Genomic DNA, 23,965 nt, shown 5'->3' with positions numbered 1-23,965 from the left:
GGGCAGCCGAGTCGGGTGAGCGGAGGAGGGCGGGGGCACGGCTTGCCGTGCGAAAGAGGGCCGTGTTGAGGAGGGTGGGTCACGGCTTGCCGAAGGAGAGCAGCCGCCCGTCTCCCTCCTCGCCCTTGCCGCCGTGGGACCTGCCGTCGAGCCGGGTCGGGCTGACGTAGAACCGGCCTTCGGCGTAGAGCGTGATGCCCGCGAACATGCCGGACTCGATCTCCCGGGCGGCCGCGGTGTGCCGCAGCAGCACCTCGGGCTTTCCGCCCCCGGCGCCGAAGCGCAGGGTCTGCCCCGTCTTCCCGAGGGACGCGCGGGCGTAGATGATCACCCCGGCCCGGCCGCCACCGCTCGCGGCGACGGGAACGAGCTGGCGGCCGTTCGCCCCCGCGGACCACGCGCGCCTGCCCGTGGCCAGATCGAAGGCGGCGACCCTGCTGGGGCCGAGGAGGCCGTCCTCCGGCGAACCGGCGAGGTACAGGGTGTCGCCGGAGACGACACCGCCCGGACAGTTCTGCACGCCCTCACCGGAGTCTCCGGCGCCGGTGCACATCTCGAACTCCTCCCGGTCGGCGAACTCGATCCAGGAGCGCTGCTCGCCCCGCGCGCCGATGGCTGCCACGGCCCACTTGTCCGTGTCCTCGCGGCTGCGCAGGGTGACGACCGCCGGGTCCACGGAGTACACCTTGTCGATGGTCCACCCCTTCTTGCCGCGGTAGACCCAGTCGACCTTTCCGGTACGGGGATCGAGCTTCTTCAGGCGGCCGTGGGTGCGCTCGCTCCCGGCCGCGCAGGACTGCACCTGGAGCAGACCGCTGCCACCGGCGACCCCGCGCAGATAGCAGGCGCCCTGGCGCTCCGTCCTGGTGGTGTAGAGCCGCTTGCCGTCACGCAGGCGGTAGGCGTGCGCGGTGGAGTCCTGGTCGACCATGACCGTGGAGCCGCTGACGGCGACGTGCGCCATGCTGGTGGAGTCGGACAGGCCGTGCTCGACGAGCTCCTTGTGCCAGCCCTTCTCGCCGGTTCGCAGGTCGATCACCTGGAGCTGGTTGCACTTGCCGGTCTGCCTGGCCCTGCTCTCGGTGTAGAGCACGGCGACCTTCCCGTCGGGAGAGGCGTTCACGGGGGTGTCGCACACCGCGCCGGGCACCCGCACGGACCACTTCTTCGTGCCGTCGTCGGCCCCGAACCCGGTGATCTCGTCGTACTCGGCCTGCGCCACGATGTCGCCCGCGTGCCAGAGGTCGAACAGCATGGCGCCCTTGCCGGGCAGCTCGATGTCGTTGACGGCGACCCAGGCCTCGGCGTCCCCGGGCCCGCGCCCGGCGTTGACGTCGACGACCCCGCGGTCGCCCCGGTCCTTGTCGTCGCTCCGCCCGGTCTGCCCCGGCTGCTCCGGCTGGCGGGGCGCACGTGAACTCTCCGCCGCGACGGGCTCACCGGAACCGCCGTCGTCGTCCCCCCGCGTGAGGACGAAGGCACCGGCGCCGACGAGCAACAGGGCGAGGGCTCCGGCACCGATGCCGAAGGCCCGCCCGCGTCCCGCTCCGGCCGGGCCGGGGGCGGACTGCGGCCGGGCGTAGGGGTTGCCGGGCACGGGCCGGTGCTCGGGCTGAGGGGGCGGGACCGGTCCGGGCCCGTGATCGCGACTGACCATGAGGGAGAGTGTGGCTCAATGAGGCCACTTCTCAGAGGGATTTGGACTTCCAGCACACACAACACGACACGAGCGCTCATCCAGGTCTCGGCGCACTCCTACCGCCCGGCGTCTCTGCCGCCCTCCCCCGGCTCCCCCCCGCTCCATCGCGATGGCCTGGTTGCGGCGGGCCTGGTCGAGGTGGACCTGGTTCCGGCGGACCTGGACAAGGCGGGCCTGGTCGAGGCGGGCCTGGCTGCGGCGGACCTGGACAAGGCGGGCCTGGTCGAGGCGGGCCTGGCTGCGGCGGCGCATGTCCTGCCGGACAGGATGCGGCGGCCACTGCGCCGCCCGGGCCGGGCGTTTCCCCGGCCGGATCCGGCGGCTCCCTTGCCGGGCCGGGCGGCTACCCTGCCGGGCCGAGCCAGCTCCTCCGCCGGGCCGGGCGATTCCTCCGCCGGGCCGGGCGGCCCCCTGCCAGGCCGGGCCAGCTCCTCCGCCGGGCCAGGCGGTTCCTCCGCCGGGCCGGGCGGCTCCCCTGCCGGGCCCGGCGGTCCTCCCGCCGGATCAGGCGGCCTGCGCCACCCGCAGCAGCCGCCCCATCGTCTCCGCGGCCCGCACGGCCGCGTCCCCGCAGCAGTTGTTAAACAGCACGTGCACCCGTTCCGCCCGCTCGGCGAGAGCCCGCAGCCGCGGCGCCCACTCCGCCAGTTCGGCATCGCCGTACGCGTACCGGAAGCGGTCCTCCTTGCTGCCGGTCCCCCAGGACCTGCTGCGGCCGTGGAACCGTACGACCGAGAGCCGGGGCGAGGTGACAGCCGTGACCGGGGGGACGGACGAGGGCAGGTCCTGCGCCATGTCGACGGCCACGGAGGCGAAGCCGTGGTGGGCGAGCAGCGCCGCGGTCTCCCGTTCCTGCCCCTGCCGCCACCACGCCGGATGCCGGAACTCGACGGCGACCGGCCACCCCGCGGTGAGCCTTGCGCACTCCTCGACGAACTCCTCGCCCCGCGCCCCGGGCCCGAGCCAGGGCGGGAACTGGAACAGCACGCTCCCGAGCCGCCCGGCCGCCCGCAGCGGCTCGATCCCCTCCGCGAACCGTGCCCACACCTCCGTCACCAGGCTGCGACCGCGCGGCCGGTCCCGCAGGTCGGCGGGGAGCGCGGCCCGCTTCGTCGGGTGGCCGGTCAGCAGGGAGAAGGCCTTCACGTCGAACACGAACCCCTGCGGGGTCCGCTCGACCCACAGCCCGCTGTTCCGCGCGCTCGGCAGCGCGTAGTAGCCCGAGTCGACCTCGACCACCGGGAAGCGTTCGGAGTAGTACCGCAGTCTGCCCTCCGCGTCGCGTCGCCCCCGTGGATACCAACCACTGCGCACCAGTGCGGGGTCCGTCCACGAACAGGAGCCGACGAGAATCTCACCCATGTACGGGCGGATACCCGCGTCCGGTGGTTCCACCGGGCCTCGCGCCGCGCGATGCCCGTGTGACGGCGGCATGCCGGTGGGGCCCGGGCGCCCCATAGAATCCTCTGTCATGTCGAAGCCCGACGAGCTGCTCGTCAACATCTCCGCCAAGGTGGAGTCGGAGAACACGAATCAGATGTCGCTGACCGTCGTCGTCGGAGGCACGGTCATCACCGGTCGCCTGGCCCCCGAAAGGGTGTGGCGTGAACGGGTGTCGGAGGTCCTGAAGGACTCGTCCCGCCTCGGCCCGTTCGCGGACGTCTTCGGGGAGAGCCGGGGCGAGGGGCCGCCGGACGGCCGCGCGGAGGGTCCGCCGGAGAGCCGTACGGAGGGCCCGTCGGGAGGCCGGACGGAGGGTCCCTCGGAAAGCCGGGCGCAGGGTCCGTCGGCAGGCCCGCCGGAGGGCCCGTCGGAACGGACCGGTGGCGGGGCGGGCCGGACGCCCACGCACCTGCACTTCCACCTCGCCCGCATCCTCCAGGGCAACGTGGGCATCCCCGAGACCGGCGGCATGTACCGCGTCGCGATCGCGGACGTCAGCGCCTGGACCGTGGGCGACTTCAGCTACTCGGACCAGTAGACCAGGAGTCAGGGAGCCGGGACCTGGGGCCGAGGGCCGGTCGGTGGCGGCCGACCCGGTAGGGGCGGCCGCACCGGCACACGGCCTCCGCGCGACCCCGCGCCGACCCGCTGCACGCGGGCCGGCGCGGGCCGGGCGGGACCTGTCAGAGGCCGAACTCCTGCGGGGACACACCGAGCGCCTGGCAGACCTCGCGCAGCACCTGCTCCTCGGCCGGTGCGATGTACCCGTCGGCGCCGGCGACGACGAAGCCGGTCTGGACGACGGCCTTGGCCTCCGTCTGCTTCTTCGCCGCCTTGGCGACTTCCTGCATGGCCTCGGCCTTGCCCTGCTGGAAGTTCATCGACAGCTGGTCGACGTGCTTGTTGAAGCGCTGCCGAAGCTGCTCGGGCGGGAAGTTCTGGAGGACGTCGTTCTGGAGGATCAGCGTTTCCACGTGCTGGCGCTCGGCCGGGTCGACGTTCCCGTCGGCGGCGGCTACCAGGGCGCACACGGCCATGCTGGCGTCGCGGTAGGCGCCGCTCTTCAGCTCCGTCTTCAAGGACGTGAGCTGCGACTTGAGCATGCCCACCAGCTGGGCCTTCGATCCCTTGGAGCCCGACGACCCCGAGGACCCCATCGGGCCGGAGTGCCCGTGACCGCCGGAGCTCCGGGAACCCTGCGACTGTTGCAGACCCTTTGCCTGGTCCTTGATCCGGTCCCACATCGCCATGCGTGCCACCTCGGCTGCCATGTCATTGACGTTCGCTCGTCCGCGGGGGCTCCCGCGTGTATTCCTGCCAACGCCTTCCCCCGCCGGTAAGTTCCAGCCTCCGGACGGCGGCTCGCCTCAACTTCCGGTGAGGCTGATCGCCAGATCGGTGACGCTCAGCGGGAACTGGCCGACGGACGTCGCCTCGCCGGTCAGGAGGTTCACTCCGTAGAGGGACGAAGTGCGCGCGCCGGCGGGCGTGAGGGTGGCGAAGGCGCTGTTCGCGGTCGTCTTGCCCTGCGTCAGCTGGCTGTAGACGTCCAGACCGGCGTCCGCGCCCGCGTCGACGGTGAGGGCACCGGTCGCGTTCAGGAAGCCCGCGTTCGGAGGTGCCTGGATCAGGACCTGGTCGCTCGTGGCGTTGATGTCGAAGAGGGTGGTCGCGGTGGTCCCGTTGAGGTCGTTGTTGGTGTAGGCGGCGGCGGTGACACCGCGGGTCGGCCCGGTGAGGGGCGGGGTCGTCAGGACGGTGTCCTCGACGGTGCTGTGGTCGCCGAGGTTGTGCCGCAGGTTCTGCCCCCGGTCGCTGACCACGCGGAGCCGGTCGGCCGCGGGATTGAAGTCGACGCCGAAATTGGTGCCGTACAGGTCCACTTGCAGCTGGGACACCTTGGTGGCGACCGGCTCCGGGACCGCCGGCGGGAGCTTGACCGTATAGATGCCGCCCTTGTCGCCGACGACGTACAGCGTGTTGTTCTGGACGCGGAAGTCGAGGCCGATGAGACGCTGGTCCCCGCTGAGGCCGCTGACGGCCCGCACCCAGTCGAGCCTGTCCGGCCGGTCGGTGGTGAAGGTGGCCATCAGGGTGCCGTCGACGAGGGTCCCGTACGCCCGCAGGCTCGGGGTGGCGGCGGCGTCACGGGCGGGAGCACCGGGGGCGGCGGGGGCGTCGGGGACCGCCGCGCTGCTGGCCGGAACGGCCACGAGGAGCGCGACGGACGCGGAGGTGGCTGCCACCGCCGCCATGATTCTCTTGCGGAGCGTTCTGTTCATGAGCGAAACCCTCCTGGTTGCTGGTTGCTGGTTGCTGGCTGCTGGCTGCTGGCTGCTGGCTGCTGAAGAAGAATCCCCATTAGCCCAGGGGGTCGAGATCCCCACAAGCGGCCAGAACGACAAGGGCCTTCCTGCCGCGCAAACTTTGCACCCCGTGACAAATCAACTCCCGAAAACACCGGGGAAAAACCCCTTCGCTTTACCCGAAGTGATAAACGCCGTCCGGATTTCCCCTGTCGGCCCGCGCGCCCCCACTGGCATCCTCACGCCCATGGGCAGCCTCTTCGCGGAGCTGGCCCGGCGGGCACCGGCCTCGGCACGCCGGGAAGTGGAGACGTACGCGCAGGAGATCCCGGAGTTCGGGGTGCTGGAAGCGGATCCCCGGGCGCGGTCCGAGACGCTGGAGTACGCGGTGTGGCTGCGGCGCCGCACCATCGAGATGTCCCCGTCCCAGCTCGCGCTGACGCAGAGCGATCTCGACCACATAGCGTCGATGGGGGAATCCCGCGGCCGGACGGGAATGTCCCTCGAATCCCGCCAGCGGGTCCTCGGACTGCACACCGCGCTGATGCTCCGCGAGCTCAATGAGGCGGCCGACGCGCTCCGCGGCTCGGGTGTCGACGAACTCATCCGCATGATGAGCTGGTTCGCCGCCCAGGGCGAGCGCGGCGTCGGGGCGTACTGCCGGGGATTCGTGACGGGCCTGCGGCACCGCCTGCCGTACGTGGAGCAGGTCGCCCTGCTCACCGGGACCCTGCTCACCGGCGACCCCATGGCCGGTGAACTGGCGTCGGCGGTGGGACTCCCGTGGGAGGCGGAGCACTGGGCGGTGACGGTGGTACGGGTACCGGACTGGCGCCCTGCGACGAACGGCCGCGACCGGGAACTCGACGGCGAACTCGAGTCGTTGGTGAAGGCGTACCAGGTGCCACTGGTGTGGCGCTGCGCCGAGACGCCGGAGGGAGGTGGCGGCGAACTGATCGCTCTCACCCCGTGCCCGCCGCCGATCGCGGCCTCCGTACCGCTGCCGCCGCCGCAGTCGGCCGGTGACCTCGTACGGGACTTCGCCGGAGCCCTCGGCCTCCCCTGTGCCGCGGGCACCGCCACGGCGTCGGGCCCGGAGCTGGCCGCGGCCCTCGACCGCGCCCGCCGCGTCAGCAGGGCGGCCCCGCTGCACCGCGCCCCGCGGCGCCTCGGCACGCACACGGTGGCGGACGTCTTCGTCGAACTGGCGGTGGCGGACGCGCCGTTCGTCGACGACTGGCTGCGCGCCCTGGCCCACCGCCTGGCCCCGGGCCCGGACCTCCTTGTCACCCTGGACGCCTACTACCACCACGACATGAACCGCACGGCCACGGCGACGGCCCTCAACGTCCACCCGCGCACCCTGGACTACCGCCTGCGCCGCGTACGGGAACTCACGGGCATCGCGCCCGCGTCGACGCGGGGGGTGCGGGTACTGAGCGCGGTGGTGACGCGAAGCCTGTCAGGGGGGTGGTGCTGACGCGGGGCCGCGGGCCAGAAGGAGCCAAGGGAGCGGTGCGGAGGGGGGCGCACGTCACCCCAACTCCTCCTCGACGACGTCGATGACCTTCTGGGAACTGGCGAAGTCATGGGTGAGCCGGTTCTTGGCCAGGGCGAAACCGATGCCGCGGGCACGGTCCGCGTAGGCGAAGGTCCCCCCGGCGCCCCCGACGCCGAACACGGCACGCCCCGCCTCGGTGAGCTCGCCCGACAGACCGCCGATGGCATAGCCGAGCCCCCACGCTGTCGGCACCCCGAAGATCTCGTCGGTGCCGCTCGAGGAGAGGGCGGTGGCCGCGTCCACCTGCTCGGAGCCGAGCAGCCGCACCCCGTCGACCTCCCCCAGCAGGGCCGCGTACATGCGGGCCATGGCGCGGGCGGTGGTCTTGCCGCCGGCGGGGATGTCGGCGGCGAGGACGTCGGTGCGGTTGCCGAGGGCGGCCGTGGGGAACGTGACCATCGGGGCGGACCGGAACATGGGGAGATCGGGGTCCACGGCCGGCTCCCCGCCGCCCTCCGCGGCCTCGGGGGCGGGCGCGTCCTCCAGCCGGGCCAGCCGCGCGTGCTGCTCGACCGGCATCCCGAAGTAGATCTCGTCGGCGATGCCCAGCGGAACGCCGATCTCCTCGTACAGCAGCTGCGAGATGGGCTTGCCGGTGGCGCGCCGCAGCAGCTCCCCGACGATGTAGCCGAAGGTGTAGGCGTGGTAGCCGACCTTCGTCCCCGGCTCCCACCACAGCTCGGCGTCGGCGATCACGGCACACATCCTGTCCCAGTCGCAGAGGTCCTCGACCCGGGTGTCGAGCGGGATGCTCCTTGCCGCGGACACCGAACTCGGGCCACAGCTCCGCGACGGAGGTGTCGGGCCCGAACAGCCCGCGCCCGCCCACGATGTGCGCGAGCGTGGCGGCCGCCCCCTTGACCATCGAGTACGTATAGAAGGGCGTCCCCGACTCCACGAGCCGCCCCGACCCCGGATCGGCGACCCCGGCCACGGCATCGACCACCAGCCGCCCGCCCTGATAGACGGCCACCTGCACCCCCCGCTCGTCCCCCGACGCCACCATCCCGTCGATGACTTCCTGCACCCGCCGCTGTACGTCACCCATGCCGCTGTCCTCTCCCGAAGCCTGTGGAGTACTGACCGCGGGGGGCGCGGGAAGTCATCGGTACGGCGTCCGCTGCGAGTGATTCCGGCCGGACAGCCGCGAAGCGTGTCCTCCGAGTACTACAGTCCTCTCAGCCAGATGTGTTGTGCGTCACACAGGAACGGCGGCGTGCGGTCAGGGGTGGCCGAGGGGCGTCCGTCGTGCGCCATGGGGGTGGGGGACATGTACGAGTTGACCAAGGGTGCCAACGTGGACCTGGCGGCTCTGGGCGAGAGCGTCGAATCCGTGGTCGTGAGTCTGGACTGGACGAGCGCGACGGGTGAGGGGGACGCGGACGTCTCGGTTCTGTTGCTCAACACCGACGGAAAGGTGCGCGGCGACGACGATTTCTACTTCTACAACAACCCGGTGGCCGCCGACGGAAGCGTACAACTACTGGGCAAGTCCCCCAGCGGCAGTGGGAACAAGGATCGGATCAGCTTCGACCTCTCGGCCGTTCCCGCGGACGTCGAGCGGATCGTGGTGGCGGCGAGCCGCTATGCCGGGGCGCGGTTCGGCGACCTGGACGACCTGCAACTCACCCTGGCCGACGGCTCAGGAGAGGGCCTGCTCCGGTACGCGATCGAGGACGCCGGTTCGGTGAGCGCGTTCATCTTCGGTGAGCTCTACCGCCGCGGCGGGACGTGGAAGCTCCGGGCGGTGGGACAGGGGTACGACACGGGTCTGGCGAGCCTGGCCACGGATTTCGGTGTCGACATCGACGACGACGCGGCCGCCGAGCAGGAGCTCGAGGCCACGGAGCGCGAGGACCTCGACGACGGCACGACCGGCACGACCCCGGACGCGGACACCGGAGGGGCGGCCGGCCGAGCCGCCGATCGAGCACCAGGAGAGGCGCTGGACGCCGTACCGGCGCCGCGACGGCCCGAGGCGGCGGCGGTCGACGCGCCGCTGCGGCCGCGCCCCCGGCCCCGTACCGCCAAGAAGAAGGTCACGCTGCCGAAAGCAGCCAAGAAGACACTGGCGGAGAACGAGTCCTGGAAGGAGGCCCGGCTCTTTCCGGTCTCCGTGCTCAAGAGTGACCGTGACCGAGAGACGCGGGCCACATCCGTACTGTTGTCCGTGATGGCGCAGGTCCCCGAGTTCGGCAGGAGGCTGACCGCCGCGTTCGGGGCGCCCGCAGGCCGCATGGAGACGTTCACCGAGGTCGTCCTGCCGTGCGGCGACTCCCCGCGGCGCCCTGACGGGGTCGTCCGTGTGGAGCGTGCCGGAAAGTTGTGGACGGCGCTGGTCGAGACGAAGACCAACGGGAACGCTCTGCGTGCCGAGCAGGTGCAGGCGTACATGGACATCGCCGCGCGCCGCGGCTACGAGGCCGTGATCACGCTGTCGAACGACGTGGCGCTCGAGGGCAGCCCGCTGGTCGACGTGCGGGTCGACGGGCGACGCAAGCACAGGGTGGCCCTGTGGCACCTGTCGTGGGCAGAGGTGGCGCACCAGGCGCAGTTGCTGATCCGGCACGAGGGCGTGGGCAACGGCGCGCACGCCTGGCTGCTCCAGGAGCTGCTTCACTACCTCCAGCACGAGAACTCCGGATGCCACGGCTTCCAGAACATGGGGTCGGCCTGGGTGCCGGTACGGAACGGTATCGACGACGAAACCCTGTGCCAGGGAGACCCGCGCACCCTGGAGGTGGTGGAGAGCTGGGAGCGGCTGATCCGCCAGGTCTGTCTCAGGCTCGGCGGTGAGCTCGGGCAGAAGGTACTGCCGGTACACCGCTCCCGGCGCGGGACCACCGCGGGGGCCCGACGCTCCATGCTGGCGAACCAGCTCTGCGCCGAAGGCCGTCTGCAAGGGGAGGTACGGATAGAGGGCACCCCCGGTGTACTCGTGATCACCGCGGACCTGCGCACCGGCAAGCTGCGCACGGCCATGGACATTCCCGCGCCTGTGCAGGGCTCCCCGTTGGCCTGGGCCAAACGGCTCGTGCGCCGACTCGCCGAAGCACCCGCCGACCTGCACATCGAGGCGCTGGTGGAGGGTGAGGGAGGAGGCCCGCGAGGCACGCTGGAACGGCTGCGCCCGGAGCCGGCGGACATCCTTCCGAAGAACGGGGTGCAGATCACCGGCTTCAAGCTGTCCCTCTTCAAGAACATGGGCAGCAGCCGCGGCAGTGCCGAGTCCGGCTTCATCCGCAGCGTCGACGACGCCGTGCATCGCTTCTACTCCACGGTCGTCACGCACCTGGACCGGCCGGCACCCCGGCGGGCACCGTCGACCGCACTGGCCCCGGCGGGGTGAGGACGCGCACCCCGCGCCGCACCCTCAGCGCAGCACCACCCGAGCCGGTGCGGCCGAAGGCAGGAAGGCGCTGCGGATGGTGCCGCCCGCCTCCACGGAGATCCAGGGGTGGCTCACGAAGGTCTGCTGGAGGTAGGACTCGCCGGGGGCCAGGACGCGGTAGAGCTGGGCTTGGCCCTCGTAGTCGAGCCAGTACAGGCGCAGGGACTGATCGCAGGCGTTGGAGAACTCGATGTGGGTGCTCTGTTCGGCGTGCGCGGACCTGAGGAGTGCGGCCATGGAGGCGGGCAGCGGGGGCAGTTCGGGCCAGTCGGCGGGCTCACCGGACGGCAGACCCCGGCTGGGCCAGGCGGCGGGGGACGCGAAGGCGGTATTCGCCCAGTGCCGGGCACCGTCTTCGGCGGCCTCGGTGGTGGGGTGCCCGGGGGCGAGCAGACGGGTGCAGTCGTACACGATGACCGCGTACAGCCGCGAAGCGCTTCCGGGGTCGCCCGCGATCCCGGTCCAGTCGGCGTAGCTCTGCCGCAGCCGCAGCGTGTAGGGGTGGCCGGGGCCGAGCCGTGCGGCGGACTTCCTGGCGAGGGCCGCGAAGGCGTGCAGCGCGGCGCGCGGGTTCTCCGTCTGCCCGGTCACGTCCGCGTCGGCCGCCTCCCGGATGAGGCCGGCCAGCACACCGCGGGAGCCGTCGCGCACCTCCTCGCCGTCGCCGTTCGCCGCCGGGGGCAGATGCGCGCGGTTCCGCGCGATGCAGATCCGGCCCGCGGTGTTGCGGTTCCGCAGCTGCGGCAGCGGACGGGACTTGACGACGAGGCGGGTGCGGACCGCCTCGTAGAGGGAGTTCATGTCCAGGAACTCCGGTGCGCCCGCCACGCCCTCCCGCACCACGGAGATCAGTTCACCGGTGAACGCGGTGAACTCCTCGTCCGGCGGCGCGAGCGCCTTCGCCGTCTCTGAGGACGCCGTCAGCAGGCAGGACCCCTCCACCACCACCTGGTCGGCGAGCTGCGACCGCCCGCCCATCGTCCCGATGAGCGCCCGTCCGCTCCAGCAGCAGTCCAGGATGATCAGCTTGCGCCGGGCCGGGTAGGAGTGCGTCGCGATGATCCTGCGTACGTACTCGTACCGCAGCGCGGTGTGGCTCCGCCCCGGACGGGAACCGGGCAGCGAGAGATAGAGCTCGTCGGTGTACGGGTCCATCAGGCCGTGGCCCGCGTAGTAGAAGACCAGGGTGTCCTCGGCGACGGCCGCCGCGTCCTCCAGCGCGTCCAGGACGACGCCGGGATCGTCGGGCTGCTCGACGACCGTGCACCGATCGGCGGGAACACCCCAGGTCAGGGGCGCCTGAAACAACTCGGCCAGGGCCCCTACGTTCCTGGCGACGGAGGGGAGCTGCTCCTGGTGGGCGTAGGTGTGCACGCCGACCAGGACGACCCGGGACGCGTGGGGATCCGAGAGCGGGCCCGAGGGCCCGGCCGTCGTCACTGGGGTTCCCCGGCGGCGGGGGGTTCCGGGGCGGTGACGGTGGTGTCGGTGCTGCCGGTATCACCGGTATTACCGGTGCTGCTCGGGGAGCCGGTGCTGCCGCGGGCCCGCAACTGATCGACGGTGTCCTGATCGACGATCAGCGTCCGCCCGTCGGCGAGGACCAGGCGGATCTCGGGTGCGGCCGGGCGGGACTGCCGCCAGCTCAGTACTGAGGTCAGTACGGAGACGAGGGCGAGCGAGTTCGAGACGACGAGGTTGATGATCTCGATCGCGTCTCCCATGTGACCGGTGGGACCGCTGGGACCGCTGGGGCGGTGGGAGCCGTCGAGCCCGCTGGTCCCGGGGGCTGCATCCGGATCCGCGTACGCACCCACATCCGCGTACGCACCCGCACCCGAGTCCGTCCTGACAACCCCGGTCAGTTCCGGGTCGGCGCCGAGCCAGCGCAGCAGCGACCCGAGCCCTCCGGTATCACCGGCGCCCCCCGGGGGACCGTTGCTCTCGGCACCTCCGACACCTCCGGCAGCCCCGCGCACCAACGTGACGTACAGCTCGGCCTCAGCGCCCGCCATGTGCAACCCCCGTCGTGCGCACCCACACCCACAACCACACCCGCAACGACACCCGCACCCGCCCCCGGCACGGTCCTGGCGCCGTTCGCGCCCAGATTAGGCCTGCCGTGCCCGTGCGCGCAGGGCGCCGACGAAGTCCGTACAGGACACGGGAAAGGGCACACCGCGGCGCGCGCGGACGCGGCGGTGTGCCCTGAACCCGGGGGCGGCCAGGCGTGGTTCAGCGGAGCCTGAGGGCCTCGCGGACGGTGCGGAACAGGTCGGTCTGGTTGGTGACGCCCTGGACGCGGTAGGCCTGCGGGCCCTGCGCGGCGATGCGCACCTGGGTGCCGGTGTGCTCCTGGGACTTACCGGGAGTGTTGGTCGAGTAGTTGACCTTGAGCTGCTGGCCCTCGTCGGTGACGAGCGTGGAGGACAGGCCGGGCGGCTGTGCTTCCAGGGGCACGATCTGGCTGGTGTGCGCGTGGTCGGCGGTGGTGACGACGAGGGTGTCCGGGTGCTTGGCGGCGTAGTCGCGGGCGACCTTCACGGCACGGTCGAAGGCGGCGGTCTCACCGATCTGGCCGCACGGGTCGGCGGCGTGGTCCTGCTTGTCGATCGAGGCGCCCTCGATCTGGAGGAAGAAGCCCTGCTTGCTCCGGGCGTTCTTCTGCTTGGCCTCGAGGAGCGCGATGGCCTTGCTCGCCTGGTCCTTGAGCTCGGGCGTACCGGAGGGGCGGCCCGGATTGGAGGTGGTGCAGCGCTGGGGGTCGGTGCCGCCCTTGGCGGCGGCCTTGCCGGTCCACTCGACGGGGACGTTGCCGGGGGCGAAGAGCCCGAGGACGGGCTTGCCGCCCTTGACGGACTTGACCTTCTTCAGCTCACGGTTGTCGGTGACGACCTGGTAGCCGAGCTTCTTGGCCTGCTCGGTGACGGTGAGGCCCTTGTACTTCCCGTGGGTGACCTTCTGGTCGAAGCGCTGCTTGCCGCCGCCGAGGAGGACGTCGACCTTGTGGTTGACGCTCTGCTCGGCGATGGAGCCGGGCCCGCCCCCGGCGATGGCGTCGGTGGGACACTTGGCCATGTCGGCCGGGCCCTGGCAGCTGCGGTCGGTGGCGTGCGAGGCGAGGACGGCGGGGGTGGCGTCGGTGAGCTCGGCGGTGGTGACGGAGCCGGTGGCGTACCCCTTCTTCTGGGCGAGCTCCAGGATCGTGGGGACGGCCTTGTCGCTGCCAGGGGTCTTGGAGATCCGCCCGTTGACGGTCTTCACACCGGTGGCCCAGCCGGAGCCGCTGGCGGCGGAGTCGGTGACGTAGTCGGGGGAGCCGTCCTTGTGCACCGCGTACGTCGTGTAGGCGCCGGTGAGCGGGAACTTGTCCATGTTGAGCCGCCCGGCGGCGCCCACGGTGTAGTCCCGGGCGAGGGTGATCTCGGAGTCGCCCATGCCGTCGCCGATGAGCAGGATGACGTTCTTGGCCTTGCCGCCCTGGATGGCCCGCCGGGCCTGGTCCTTGGTGTCGGTGGCCCCGGCTGTGGCGGTGAGGGTCACCGCCACGGCGGTGGCGGCGCCCACGGATGCGGCGGCTATGAGTCGGCGGCGGGACAGGCTGGGGCGACGGGACATGGGGACTCCTTGGACGTGCTGGCGCTGACGCGCGTACCGGTACGGAGACCCGCACCGGTGCTTGTACGGTGCACCCACTTGACCAGGGTGATGTGAACCGGGCGGGGTGTTCGAGTGCCGTTTGGGTGTCCTGGGGGAGACTTTGGGGCTTGGGGGGTGTGGTGACGCGGGGTTTGGTGGCCGCCCTTCCTCTACGTCGTACACGTCGGGGGCGTTGCGGGGAGCGGTCGGGTGGCGGCACCGGCCCCCACGAGGCTCCGCAGGCTCACCTCAAGGGCGAGCGGCCGGTACAGCTCCCTGCCGTCCCGCCGTGGCCCGGTACAGGTGATCAGGACGGCCCTGATCCGCGAGTACGGCTACGGTGAGGCCCTGCGGGGATGGGTCGCTTTCACGGTGGTATCCCGCTGGGCCCTGTCGTTCCCGGCGCGGTCAGAGTGCACGCCGCGACGTCGCCGGCGCCTACTCGTCCTCGTCATGTCAGGGGCGGGAAGAATGTCCGCAAGTTCCTGCGAAAGCTCCAGCTTGTGGCGGGCGGCGATGACGCCGAGTTGAATGCCGAAAACCGCGCGCAGCTCACCGAGCGTTGCACCGAACGTGGCGTTCTGCCAGCGTCCCTGCAAAGGTCCCGAGTGGTTGGGACCTACGGCGTCCAGGAACCGCCGGCAAGCGGCTCGCATCGCCTTGAGGTTCGCTGCGAGGTCGTCTCCGGTGTCAGGGTCCATCAAGATCTGGGTCAATGTCTCCCTGATCTGCAACACCGATGCGACGCAGTGGTCCGGCTCCTCGACCGCATACATGACAGCACGCGACATCGTGAGGACTCTGCGGTCCTCCAGGTAGACGACGACCTTCTTGGCGACGGCCCGCTAAGAGGGCGGCAGCTCCCAGTCCACACCGCCGAGCGGCGTGCTGAAGCCCTTGATTCGTCGCATGATCTCCCGAACCTTCACGCTCGGCATCGTAGGTGGGCCCTTGAACGGCTGGGTTCGAAATAGGTGACATGGCTTGAATTGGTGCTCGTGCACCCTTTTCACCTGTGTTGGTGAAGTCTTGGGTTGTTGGGTGTAGGGGCGTGCGTTTACGTGGGCTCATGGGCGGCCGGCGCGCGGACGGCTCCGGGTCTCGCCCGAGCGGCCATGAACGGGGCTGCATGGGGCGGAAACTGAGACCGACGGAAGCAAGGTGCCTCGACCGGGTGACGTTCAACCGGTTCGACGTCGGTGACGAGCAGGGGCGCCCTATGGTGCGTCTCGCTCTTGCACACTCAGCTTACCGAGGAGTCGACACAGCATGGCGACACCGCAGGATCAGCAACCGGCTCAGACGTACGGGCAGCCGCCGACGATCATCATCAACAACAGCAGTTCCGCAGCAGCGTCCAGCGCAGCTGTCATCGGCGGAGCAGGCCTGAGGCGTCGGCGTCAGTCGCTGTGGGCCCACTTCTGGCTGCTCATGTTCACTATGGGCATCGGCAACATTTTCTACGCGATGCACGTGAGCCGCTGGAACCGCGACCGAGGTCTCTGACGACCGACAGATGGACCCTTGCACCACGGCGAGGATGAGTACCAGGAGCCCGGCGAGGACACCGGGGCCCCGTGGTGCGGTTGTGGTGCAGTGGCGGCGCACCGGTCCAGACAGCAAGAAACCCCCGGGTCAATGACCTGGGGGTTCGAAATGGAGCGGGTGACGAGAATCGAACTCGCGCTCTCAGCTTGGGAAGCTGATGTTCTACCATTAAACTACACCCGCGCGGCACCCCGGTTGAACCGGTTTCGTACCGTCGCACACTCTACCCCATCGCAGGCCCCGGCCGCCGCCGCCCAGGGGCCCGGCTGCGCTGTGTGGGGTCTGGGTGACTGCGGGCGAAGGGAGTTGGGGCGTACGGTGGGGGCCGCCTCGCGGGGGGTTCGCGTGGACGGAGTGCCGCCTGGAGTGGCGTCCCTTTCATCCCGTAATGTGGCTTTCGCCGTCGGCCGGATGCGGTCCCCGTTCGCGGGTGGACGGCTCTCTTTACGGCTCTGGGGAAAGGGAATCGTGGACTTGATGGAGCGCACCGTCGTCCGTTGTGCCGAAGGGCACGTGTTCAGCACCGCTTCGTTCCCGATGCAGCAGGCCGACCGGCTCGGTCCCGGCCGGCTCATCCGGTGCCCCCGCTGCGCCCGGCTCCGGCACGCCGTGCCCGTGACCCTCGCGAAGCGGTAGCGGGCAGCGGAAGAAGCGAGCAGCGGAAGAAGCGGGCAGCGGGAGAAGTGAGCAGCGGAAGAAGTGGGCAGCGGTCGCGGGCAGTGGATGCAGGAGATGCGGCGCATGCGGCGCGTGCAGCGCACGCAGGAAGCGGTAGCCGGCAGCCGTGGCCGGTCGTCGTAGCCAAGGCTGCGGCGGACGGCTGAGGGAAGCGCGGCGCGTGCGGCGCGTCGTACGCCGGGGCGCGCGGGAACCGTCCGATTGGGGCGGCCCCGTGCGCTCTGCGTATCCTCGGTGCGTGCTTCTCTCAGACAAGGACATCCGGGCCGAGATCGACGCCGGACGGGTGCGGATCGATCCGTACGACGAATCCATGGTGCAGCCGTCGAGCATCGACGTGCGCCTCGACCGCTATTTCCGGGTGTTCGAGAACCACCGCTACCCGCATATCGATCCGTCCGTCGAGCAGGCGGATCTGACCCGGCTCGTCGAGCCGGAGGGGGACGAGCCGTTCATCCTCCACCCCGGGGAGTTCGTGCTCGCCTCCACGTACGAGGTCATCACGCTGCCCGACGACCTCGCAAGCCGCCTCGAAGGCAAGTCGAGCCTCGGCAGGCTCGGGCTCGTCACCCACTCCACCGCCGGGTTCATCGACCCGGGGTTCAGCGGCCACGTGACCCTGGAGCTGTCCAACCTCGCCACCCTGCCCATCAAGCTGTGGCCGGGGATGAAGATCGGGCAGCTGTGCATGTTCCGGCTCAGCTCGGCCGCCGAGGCCCCCTACGGGTCCGAGCGGTACGGGTCCCGCTACCAGAACCAGCGCGGCCCCACCGCCTCCCGTTCCTTCCTCAACTTCCATCGGACCCAGGTGTGACATCCCCCATGAGTGACGTGCGCGAGAACCTTACGTACGAGAAGTTCGGCGGTGCGATCCGCGAGCTGGCGCAGACCATCGCCGACGACGGGTACGAGCCCGACGTCGTGCTCAGCATCGCGCGCGGCGGCGTCTTCGTCGCCGGCGGGCTCGCGTACGCCCTCGACTGCAAGAACATCCACCTGGTGAACGTGGAGTTCTACACGGGGGTCGGGACCACCCTCGACATGCCCGTCATGCTCGCCCCGGTGCCCAACGCCATCGACTTCACCGACAAGAAGGTGCTCATCGCCGATGACGTCGCCGACACCGGCAAGACGCTGAAGCTCGTGCACGACTTCTGCCTCGACGCCGTCGCCGAGGTGCGCTCCGCCGTCATCTACGAGAAGTCCCACTCGCTCGTGAAGTGCGAGTACGTGTGGAAGCGCACCGACGAATGGATCAACTTCCCGTGGAGCGTCGAGCCGCCCGTCGTACGGCGGCAGGGGCAGGTTCTCGACGCCTGAGCGTCCGCGCGGCGTGCACGTGGCGCCCCTGCGGCGTCCACGCGGCGTCCGCGCGGCGTTCCATGCGGCAAGGCCCCGGTGAGCTGTGCTCGCCGGGGCTCCCTTCGTCGTACGGGGTTCCACTTTCGTCGTACGGGGTCCCGCGGCGTCAGAACGTACCGAGTTTGATGATCGACAGGATCGCCAGGAGCTGGATCGCCGACGCGCCGAGCGCACGCGGCCACGGCAGGTCGTGCGACTTGCTCACCATGAGGGTGAGCAGCGCGCCCGCTGCCAGCCAGGTGGCCCAGCCGAGGAGTTGGACGAAGTTGTTGCCGCCGCCGAGGAACAGGGCGACGATGACGCGCGGCGCGTCCGTGATCGCCATGATCAGCATGGAGAGGCCGACCGTCGGCTGCCAGGCGCCGTCGCCGCCGAACTGGCGGGCGAGGGAGTGCGTGACGACGCCGAGGATGAACGCGCTGAGGGAGATCGCGACGCCCGTGGTGAGGACGTAGGGGACCGCCGTGGACAGCGTGGCGTCCAGTACGTCGCCGCGGGCCTCGTCGAAGCCGAAGACGGCGAGCAGGCCGTAGAGGAACGTGACGACGACGGCCGGGACCCACATCGCGTAGTCCCGCATCCGCAGGAAGGTCGGTACCGGGCGCAGCACGATGCCGCGCAGCAGGTCCTTCCAGTGCAGCTTCGGGCCGATGGGTCCTGGCGGGGCCTGGCCCGCGCGGTAGGTGTCCCCGTCGTTGTACGGGTCCTCGCCCAGGGAGAAGGCCTGGGTGTTGCCGGGGTTGTTGGCGGCGTACGGGTCGTGCCCGCCGCCCCGGCCATGACCGGGACCGCCGTGGCCTCCGCCCGCCGGACCGCCGTGACCGCCGTGACCTCCGTGGCCCGCGTGTCCTCCGTGGCCCGCGTGGCCACCGTGACCCCCGTGGCCGCCGGGGTGACCGCCCTGGCCACCCTGTGGGCCGCCCTGACCGCCGCCCTGGGGGCCGAAGTACTCCGGTTCGCCGTGACCGCCGGCAGGCCCCGGCCACTGCTGGGCGCTCCCGTAGTGCTGGCCGCCGCCCTGGGGGTTCCGCTGCGGGCCGCCACCGTACTGGCCGGGGCCCGGGCCTCCGCCTCCGTACACGGGTGGGTACCCGTACGGGGCCTGGCCGCCCTGGGGGGCCTGCTGCCCGTACGGGTCCTGCCGGGGTCCCTGGTGACCGCCGCCCTGGCCCGGGTGCCCTCCCTGATGCGGTCCCTGTCGGGGTCCTTGCTGTGCGCGGTTGTCCCGGCCGCCGCGTCCGCTCCTGAATCCAGCCACGAATCGAACGTACCCGGTCCGGCGGGGTGGGGTCGTCCCTCCTGTGGAGGAGAGCGGGTTTGCGGCCGACCTGTGACAACCCCTAGGGGGACCCGGAGGGGACAGCCGCAGGGCGGGGCGTGGGCCGGCCCCCGCGCGGGGGTGTCGCGGGGGCCGGCGGTCCGGGGGCGGGCGGTCCGGGGGCGGGAGGGGTCAGTCGGCGAAGTTGGCGCCGAGGCGCGGGGTGCCGCTCGCGGAGAGGCCCGCCGTGGAGAGGTACACCCCGGAGGTGCCCCTCAGCGTGCCGTCGGCACCTGCGAGCAGGGGGTACACCGCGCCGTTGCCGCCGTTCTCGCCGTGCGCGCCCGCGATCACATCGCCACGGCCGTCGCCGTTCAGGTCGTCGATGTGGACGTCCGTGCCGAGGAAGTCGTGCTTCTCGTCGGAGTCGGGGACGCCCGGGGTGTCCTGGGTGAGGAGCTTCGCGCCGCGCCCGGTGATGCCGGAGCCGTCGGCCGCGCCGTACAGGACCGTCACCGCGCCGGAGTCCGGCACGCCGTCGATCGTCTCGCCGGGGGCTCCGACCACCAGGTCGAGGTTGCCGTCGCCGTTGATGTCGCCGAGGTCGAACTCGTGGCCGAAGTTGTCGCCCTTCTCGCCGCTGCCGGGGACGCCGGAGGTGTTCTGGGTGAACTTCTCCCGCTCGCCGTGCGCCGGGCCGTTCGCCGCGCCGTGCACGATGTGCACCGCGCCGCCGCGGGCCGAGCCCGGGATACCGGAGTCCCAGTGGTTGCCGATGACGACGTCCTCGTAGCCGTCCCTGTCGGTGTCACCGAGGTCGGTGATGATGCCCGCCGGCAGCTTCTGGGCGCGCGACGCGCGGGGGCCCGAAGGAGACCCGGGGATCCAGAAGTTGGCGTGGTAGCCCTGCGGGGTGTCCCGCTCGTAGCCGTTGACGATCAGGTCCTCCCTGCCGTCGCCGTCGGCGTCGCCGGAGTGCAGCTGCATCACGCCGTTGTCGCCCCCGCTGTGTACGGGCGCCTTGACGGTGGAGTGCCCACCGGTCCGCCCGGCGCGCGTGAAGCCGCCGCGGAAGACGTCGACGACCGCCGTCGTACCGGTGGCGAGGGCCAGGTCGTCCTTGCCGTCGCCGTTGAAGTCACCGGCCTGGAGGATCTCGCTGAACCCGTCGTGCTGGGCCGGGCGCGGATCCTTCAGGGCCGTGCCGCCCCTGAGGCCGCTCGCGGAACCCCACAGGACGGTGACCATGCCGCCGTCCTTGTCACTGCCGACGTCCTCGCCGGCCGCGCTGGCGACCAGGTCGTCGTAGCCGTCGCCGTCGAAGTCCCCGTACGCGGTGTCGTTGCCGAAGATGTCGCCCTTCTCGGCGCTGCCGGGCACACCCGGGCTGTTCTGCGTGTACGCCACGCTGCGACCGGTTCCGCCCGCCTTGCCGTACGTAACGACGACGGCGCCCGCGTGCTTCTTGCCGCCCACGTAGGTGAAGGCGGCGGACGTCGCGATGTCGGCGTGGCCGTCGTTGTTGAAGTCGGCGTCGGATGCGGGGAGTCCGGCGGTGGGCGCGGTGGGTGCGGTGGGCGCGGTGGGTGCCGAGGTGGCCGCGGTCGCCGGGGGCGCGATGGCCGTGAGCAGGCCGCCCGTCAGGGCCGCGGCGGCCGTGGCGGCGGCCAGGCGCGGGCCGCGGCCCGGTCTGTGGGCGCGGGGTTCGCCGGAGGTGGTGCGCGTGCGCTGAGCCATGCGGTGGTCTCTCCGTTCGGACTGGACCTTGGCTCAGGGAGACCGGCGAAGGAGTGTGAAGGTTGCGTGGCGGAGATGGGGAGTTGCCGTGTTGTGACCTTGAGGGAGCCGAGATCTGCAAGGGGGCGTATTCGGCGTAACTTCCGTTGCAATCCGGCCGGATGAGGCGGGTCGAAGAGTGACGCAGGCGTCGCGGCACATGCTCTGGGCAAGAGCGGCGCCCAGCGCGACGGTGCCGCGGTCACTGTCGTCACCTGGGAGAACAACTGGGGCGCGCCGCCCGTGTCCGCCTTCGAGGAGATCACGCGTACGGCCGTGAACAAGCTGTACCGCGGTGTGCGAGCTGTACTGCTGGACAAGCCGTACTGAGACCCCGCCCGGGTTCGCCGGGCGGTCACGGGGGAGCACGGGGGCACGGGGGAACGCGGGGGAAGCACGGGGGATATGGGTACGGGCCCGCGCCGGGCAGGCGCGGGCCCGTGGCCGAGTTCCTGGGCGGCTGGCTCGCCGGGCCGGTCATCCGTGACATCCGCAGCGGGCTCGGGCCGTACTACGTCCTCATAGCCACCGGCTCCCGCTGGGACGGGGCCGAGGAGCGGCTCAGCACCGACGCCTTCCTCCGGCCGGGGGCCTCCGCCCTGGGTTCCGCCCGGGGGGGGCATGGGTTGCCGTCCTTCGCGCTGCGCGCTCGTCCTCAAGCGCCGGACGGGCTGAAATCCACCTGGACCCCCGCCACCGGGAAACCCGTCACCGATAAGCCCGTCAACGGGAAAAGCGCCAGCGAGCAACCCGCCAAGGGGAAACCCGCCAGCGAGAAACCCGTCACCCAGCATCCCGAACGCCAAGAGCCGGTTCCGCCCAGAGGCGGAACCGGCCCCTACACGCTCGCGTACCGGCGGGCTACTTCACCGGCTCCGGCTCCGGCGCGCCCGCCGACTCCTCCTCGCCCGCCGGGTCCACCGGCGTTTTGACGGAGTCCAGCAGGAGCTGGGCGACGTCGACGACCTGGAGGGACTCCTTGGCGGCGCCGTCGTTCTTCTTGCCGTTGACGGAGTCGGTGAGCATGACGAGGCAGAACGGGCAGGCCGTGGACACGATGTCCGGGTTGAGGGACAGCGCCTCGTCGACCCGCTCGGTGTTGATGCGCTTGCCGATGCGCTCCTCCATCCACATCCGCGCGCCGCCCGCACCGCAGCAGAAGCCGCGCTCCTTGTGGCGGTGCATCTCCTGCTGGCGCAGGCCCGGGACCTTGTCCATGATCTCGCGCGGCGGCGTGTAGATCTTGTTGTGGCGGCCCAGGTAGCACGGGTCGTGGTACGTGATGAGGCCCTCGACCGGGGTCACGGGGACCAGCTTGCCCTCGTCGATGAGGTGCTGGAGCAGCTGGGTGTGGTGGATGACCTCGTAGTCGCCGCCGAGCTGCGGATACTCGTTGCCGAGGGTGTTGAGGCAGTGCGGGCAGGTCGCGACGATCTTCTTCGCGGACCTCGGCTTCCTCGACTCGTCGGTGACCTTGCCGTCGTCGTCCGTCTCCTCGCCGAAGGCGGCGTTGAGGGACATCACGTTCTCCGCGCCCAGCTGCTGGAACAGCGGCTCGTTGCCGAGGCGGCGGGCCGAGTCACCGGTGCACTTCTCGTCGCCGCCCATGATGGCGAACGTGACGCCCGCCATGTGCAGGAGTTCAGCGAAGGCCTTCGTCGTCTTCTTCGCGCGGTCCTCCAGGGCGCCCGCGCAGCCGACCCAGTAGAGGTACTCGACCTCGGTGAGGTCCTCGATGTCCTTGCCGACGACCGGCACCTCGAAGTCGACTTCCTTCGTCCACTCCAGGCGCTGCTTCTTCGCCAGGCCCCAGGGGTTGCCCTTCTTCTCCAGGTTCTTGAGCATCGTGCCCGCCTCGGAGGGGAAGGCGCTCTCGATCATCACCTGGTAGCGGCGCACGTCGACGATGTGGTCGATGTGCTCGATGTCGACCGGGCACTGCTCGACGCAGGCGCCGCAGGTGGTGCAGGACCACAGGACGTCCGGGTCGATGACACCGCCCTCATCGAGGGTGCCGACGAGGGGGCGCTCGGCCTCCGCGAGGGCGGCTGCGGGGACGTCGGCGAGCTGCTCGGCTGTCGCCTTCTCCTCGCCCTCCATCGACTTGCCGCCGCCCGCGAGCAGATACGGGGCCTTGGCGTGCGCGTGGTCGCGCAGCGACATGATCAGGAGCTTCGGGGAGAGCGGCTTGCCGGTGTTCCAGGCGGGGCACTGCGACTGGCAGCGGCCGCACTCGGTGCAGGTGGAGAAGTCGAGCAGGCCCTTCCAGGAGAACTGCTCGACCTGGCTGACGCCGAAGACGGTGTCCTCGTCCGGGTCCTCCCAGTCGATCTCCTTGCCCTCGGACGTCATCGGGAGCAGCGCGCCGAGCGCGGTGGAGCCGTCGGCCCTGCGCTTGAACCAGATGTTGGGGAACGCCAGGAAGCGGTGCCAGGCCACGCCCATGTCGGTCTTCAGGGCGACCGTGATCATCCAGATGAAGGACGTGGCGATCTTCAGGCCCGCGAAGAAGTAGGTCAGGTTCTGGAGGGTGGAGACGTCCAGGTCCTGGAAGGCGGAGACCAGGGGGTAGGAGATGAAGAACGAGGCCTCGTAGCCGTCCACGTGGTGCTGGGCGCCCTCCAGGGCGTGCAGCGTGAAGATGCAGACGCCGACGATGAGGATGACCGACTCGACGAAGTACGCCTGGCCGGTGTTGGAGCCCGCGAAGCGGGACTTGCGGCCCGGCCGGTCCGGCCTGTTCAGCTGGCGGATGACGATGAGCGTCAGGATGCCGAGCACGGTCATCGTGCCGAGGAACTCGACGAAGACGTTGTACGGCGCCCAGTCGCCGACGAGCGGCAGCATCCAGTCGGCCTTGAAGAGCTGGCCGACGGCGTTCACGATCGTGAGCAGCAGGGAGAAGAAGCCCACCGCCACGAACCAGTGCGCGACGCCGACGACGCCCCACTTGTTCATCCGCGTGTGGCCGAGGAACTCCCTGGCCACGGTGAGGGTCCGCAGTACGGGATCGTTGCTCCTCGTCCCGGCGGGCACCGGCCTGCCGAGCATCATGAAGCGGAAGATCTGCACGATGGCACGCCCGAACAGGGCGACGCCGACTGCGATGAGGACCAGCGACACGATGATCGCGGCGAGTTGCATTTCGGGGCTCCTCGGGCCTGCGAGGGTGGGCAATCCACACGGTCGAGCTATTACTAAGCGGTAACTTATGCAGTCCGTCCGAGACTACCCACTTACCTCGCCGCACTGTAGCCAGCCGGGCGGTGATCTGTGTCGCTCAGGGCACCCTGGCCAGGTGGCA

Annotated in this window: 17 protein-coding genes, 1 tRNA gene and 2 pseudogenes; 6 read left to right on the top strand and 14 right to left on the bottom strand. The window is 70.9% G+C overall.

Annotation, left to right across the window (positions count from 1 at the left end; translation table 11 throughout):
- Positions 1-79 precede the first annotated feature (79 nt).
- A complete protein-coding gene (locus ACH4DX_RS27295; RefSeq protein ID WP_398157117.1) occupies positions 80-1,657 on the bottom strand; it encodes a PQQ-binding-like beta-propeller repeat protein in 1,578 nt (525 codons plus the stop codon).
- Between the two features lie 546 nt (positions 1,658-2,203).
- Positions 2,204-3,061, bottom strand: a complete 858-nt coding sequence (locus ACH4DX_RS27290) for a DUF72 domain-containing protein (RefSeq protein ID WP_398157116.1) — start codon at positions 3,059-3,061, stop codon at positions 2,204-2,206.
- Between the two features lie 109 nt (positions 3,062-3,170).
- Between ACH4DX_RS27290 and ACH4DX_RS27285 the strand changes: the two genes are divergently transcribed.
- Positions 3,171-3,680, top strand: a complete 510-nt coding sequence (locus tag ACH4DX_RS27285; protein ID WP_398119733.1) for a hypothetical protein — start codon at positions 3,171-3,173, stop codon at positions 3,678-3,680.
- A 145-nt stretch (positions 3,681-3,825) separates the two neighbouring features.
- On the opposite strand, the gene ACH4DX_RS27280 is transcribed toward ACH4DX_RS27285, so the two are convergent.
- Both ACH4DX_RS27280 and ACH4DX_RS27275 read right to left on the bottom strand, forming a co-directional pair.
- On the bottom strand, positions 3,826-4,392 hold the full coding sequence (locus tag ACH4DX_RS27280; RefSeq protein WP_398120047.1) for a tellurite resistance TerB family protein: 567 nt from the start codon (positions 4,390-4,392) through the stop codon (positions 3,826-3,828).
- A gap of 117 nt (positions 4,393-4,509) precedes the next feature.
- Positions 4,510-5,424 (bottom strand): DUF4394 domain-containing protein, encoded by a 915-nt coding sequence (locus tag ACH4DX_RS27275; RefSeq protein WP_398157115.1) that lies wholly within the window; start codon positions 5,422-5,424, stop codon positions 4,510-4,512.
- Positions 5,425-5,695: 271 nt separating this feature from the next.
- On the opposite strand from ACH4DX_RS27275, the gene ACH4DX_RS27270 reads away from it, so the two are divergent.
- Positions 5,696-6,928 (top strand): PucR family transcriptional regulator, encoded by a 1,233-nt coding sequence (locus tag ACH4DX_RS27270; RefSeq protein ID WP_398157114.1) that lies wholly within the window; start codon positions 5,696-5,698, stop codon positions 6,926-6,928.
- A 54-nt stretch (positions 6,929-6,982) separates the two neighbouring features.
- Here the strand turns inward: ACH4DX_RS27270 and ACH4DX_RS27265 are convergent, their stop codons facing one another.
- Positions 6,983-7,777, bottom strand: a complete 795-nt coding sequence (locus ACH4DX_RS27265; RefSeq protein WP_398157113.1) for a serine hydrolase domain-containing protein — start codon at positions 7,775-7,777, stop codon at positions 6,983-6,985.
- A gap of 43 nt (positions 7,778-7,820) precedes the next feature.
- Positions 7,821-8,015: pseudogene (locus ACH4DX_RS27260) on the bottom strand (serine hydrolase); the annotation flags it as partial.
- Between the two features lie 264 nt (positions 8,016-8,279).
- On the opposite strand from ACH4DX_RS27260, the gene ACH4DX_RS27255 reads away from it, so the two are divergent.
- Positions 8,280-10,358, top strand: coding sequence for a TerD family protein (locus ACH4DX_RS27255; protein WP_398157112.1), 2,079 nt, complete (start codon positions 8,280-8,282; stop codon positions 10,356-10,358).
- Positions 10,359-10,382: 24 nt separating this feature from the next.
- On the opposite strand, the gene ACH4DX_RS27250 is transcribed toward ACH4DX_RS27255, so the two are convergent.
- From ACH4DX_RS27250 to ACH4DX_RS27235, 4 genes and pseudogenes are all read right to left on the bottom strand, one after another.
- Positions 10,383-11,840 (bottom strand): caspase family protein, encoded by a 1,458-nt coding sequence (locus ACH4DX_RS27250; RefSeq protein ID WP_398157111.1) that lies wholly within the window; start codon positions 11,838-11,840, stop codon positions 10,383-10,385.
- Entirely contained in the window at positions 11,837-12,415 is a 579-nt protein-coding gene (locus ACH4DX_RS27245) for a hypothetical protein (RefSeq protein ID WP_398157110.1), read from the bottom strand. Before ACH4DX_RS27245 ends, ACH4DX_RS27250 begins: the two co-directional genes overlap by 4 nt.
- 220 nt (positions 12,416-12,635) lie before the next feature.
- A complete protein-coding gene (gene phoA, locus ACH4DX_RS27240; protein WP_398157109.1) occupies positions 12,636-14,018 on the bottom strand; it encodes an alkaline phosphatase in 1,383 nt (460 codons plus the stop codon).
- A 356-nt stretch (positions 14,019-14,374) separates the two neighbouring features.
- Positions 14,375-14,857: pseudogene (locus ACH4DX_RS27235) on the bottom strand (DUF6650 family protein); the annotation flags it as partial.
- Positions 14,858-15,308: 451 nt separating this feature from the next.
- Here ACH4DX_RS27235 and ACH4DX_RS27230 point away from each other — a divergent pair.
- On the top strand, positions 15,309-15,545 hold the full coding sequence (locus tag ACH4DX_RS27230; protein ID WP_398157108.1) for a hypothetical protein: 237 nt from the start codon (positions 15,309-15,311) through the stop codon (positions 15,543-15,545).
- 151 nt (positions 15,546-15,696) lie between these two features.
- Here ACH4DX_RS27230 and ACH4DX_RS27225 read toward each other — a convergent pair.
- Positions 15,697-15,770 (bottom strand) — tRNA-Gly (locus tag ACH4DX_RS27225).
- A 733-nt stretch (positions 15,771-16,503) separates the two neighbouring features.
- Between ACH4DX_RS27225 and dcd the strand changes: the two genes are divergently transcribed.
- Positions 16,504-17,079 carry a dCTP deaminase gene (dcd, locus tag ACH4DX_RS27220; RefSeq protein ID WP_058852439.1) on the top strand — a complete coding sequence of 192 codons (576 nt, stop codon included), beginning with the start codon at positions 16,504-16,506 and terminating at the stop codon, positions 17,077-17,079.
- A gap of 8 nt (positions 17,080-17,087) precedes the next feature.
- Entirely contained in the window at positions 17,088-17,585 is a 498-nt protein-coding gene (locus ACH4DX_RS27215; RefSeq protein WP_030561514.1) for a phosphoribosyltransferase, read from the top strand.
- A 148-nt stretch (positions 17,586-17,733) separates the two neighbouring features.
- Here the strand turns inward: ACH4DX_RS27215 and ACH4DX_RS27210 are convergent, their stop codons facing one another.
- From ACH4DX_RS27210 to ACH4DX_RS27200, 3 genes are all read right to left on the bottom strand, one after another.
- The gene (locus tag ACH4DX_RS27210; RefSeq protein WP_398157107.1) at positions 17,734-18,885 is read right to left on the bottom strand and encodes a Yip1 family protein; all 1,152 of its coding nucleotides are present in this window, start codon (positions 18,883-18,885) and stop codon (positions 17,734-17,736) included.
- 192 nt (positions 18,886-19,077) lie between these two features.
- Positions 19,078-20,622, bottom strand: coding sequence for an FG-GAP and VCBS repeat-containing protein (locus ACH4DX_RS27205; RefSeq protein ID WP_398157106.1), 1,545 nt, complete (start codon positions 20,620-20,622; stop codon positions 19,078-19,080).
- 900 nt (positions 20,623-21,522) lie between these two features.
- Complete coding sequence (locus tag ACH4DX_RS27200; RefSeq protein ID WP_398157105.1) at positions 21,523-23,805, bottom strand: (Fe-S)-binding protein; 2,283 nt, start codon at positions 23,803-23,805, stop codon at positions 21,523-21,525.
- Positions 23,806-23,965 lie beyond the last annotated feature (160 nt).

Origin of the sequence: Streptomyces sp. NPDC017940 (assembly GCF_044328435.1) — a bacterium.
GTDB lineage: Bacteria > Actinomycetota > Actinomycetes > Streptomycetales > Streptomycetaceae > Streptomyces.
The sequence above is the reverse complement of the archived record's forward strand: the minus strand, read 5'-3'. Positions and strand labels throughout refer to the sequence as shown.

Excerpts from the sequence above, each read along its gene's own strand:
- ACH4DX_RS27245 (WP_398157110.1), bottom strand. The coding sequence starts at position 12,415 with ATGGCGGGCGCTGAGGCCGAGCTGTACGTCACGTTGGTGCGCGGGGCT.
- ACH4DX_RS27290 (WP_398157116.1), bottom strand. The coding sequence starts at position 3,061 with ATGGGTGAGATTCTCGTCGGCTCCTGTTCGTGGACGGACCCCGCACTG.
- ACH4DX_RS27230 (WP_398157108.1), top strand. The coding sequence starts at position 15,309 with ATGGCGACACCGCAGGATCAGCAACCGGCTCAGACGTACGGGCAGCCG.
- ACH4DX_RS27295 (WP_398157117.1), bottom strand. The coding sequence starts at position 1,657 with ATGGTCAGTCGCGATCACGGGCCCGGACCGGTCCCGCCCCCTCAGCCC.
- ACH4DX_RS27215 (WP_030561514.1), top strand. The coding sequence starts at position 17,088 with ATGAGTGACGTGCGCGAGAACCTTACGTACGAGAAGTTCGGCGGTGCG.
- ACH4DX_RS27275 (WP_398157115.1), bottom strand. The coding sequence starts at position 5,424 with ATGAACAGAACGCTCCGCAAGAGAATCATGGCGGCGGTGGCAGCCACC.
- ACH4DX_RS27255 (WP_398157112.1), top strand. The coding sequence starts at position 8,280 with ATGTACGAGTTGACCAAGGGTGCCAACGTGGACCTGGCGGCTCTGGGC.
- ACH4DX_RS27200 (WP_398157105.1), bottom strand. The coding sequence starts at position 23,805 with ATGCAACTCGCCGCGATCATCGTGTCGCTGGTCCTCATCGCAGTCGGC.
- phoA (WP_398157109.1), bottom strand. The coding sequence starts at position 14,018 with ATGTCCCGTCGCCCCAGCCTGTCCCGCCGCCGACTCATAGCCGCCGCA.
- ACH4DX_RS27270 (WP_398157114.1), top strand. The coding sequence starts at position 5,696 with ATGGGCAGCCTCTTCGCGGAGCTGGCCCGGCGGGCACCGGCCTCGGCA.
- ACH4DX_RS27280 (WP_398120047.1), bottom strand. The coding sequence starts at position 4,392 with ATGGCGATGTGGGACCGGATCAAGGACCAGGCAAAGGGTCTGCAACAG.
- ACH4DX_RS27205 (WP_398157106.1), bottom strand. The coding sequence starts at position 20,622 with ATGGCTCAGCGCACGCGCACCACCTCCGGCGAACCCCGCGCCCACAGA.
- ACH4DX_RS27285 (WP_398119733.1), top strand. The coding sequence starts at position 3,171 with ATGTCGAAGCCCGACGAGCTGCTCGTCAACATCTCCGCCAAGGTGGAG.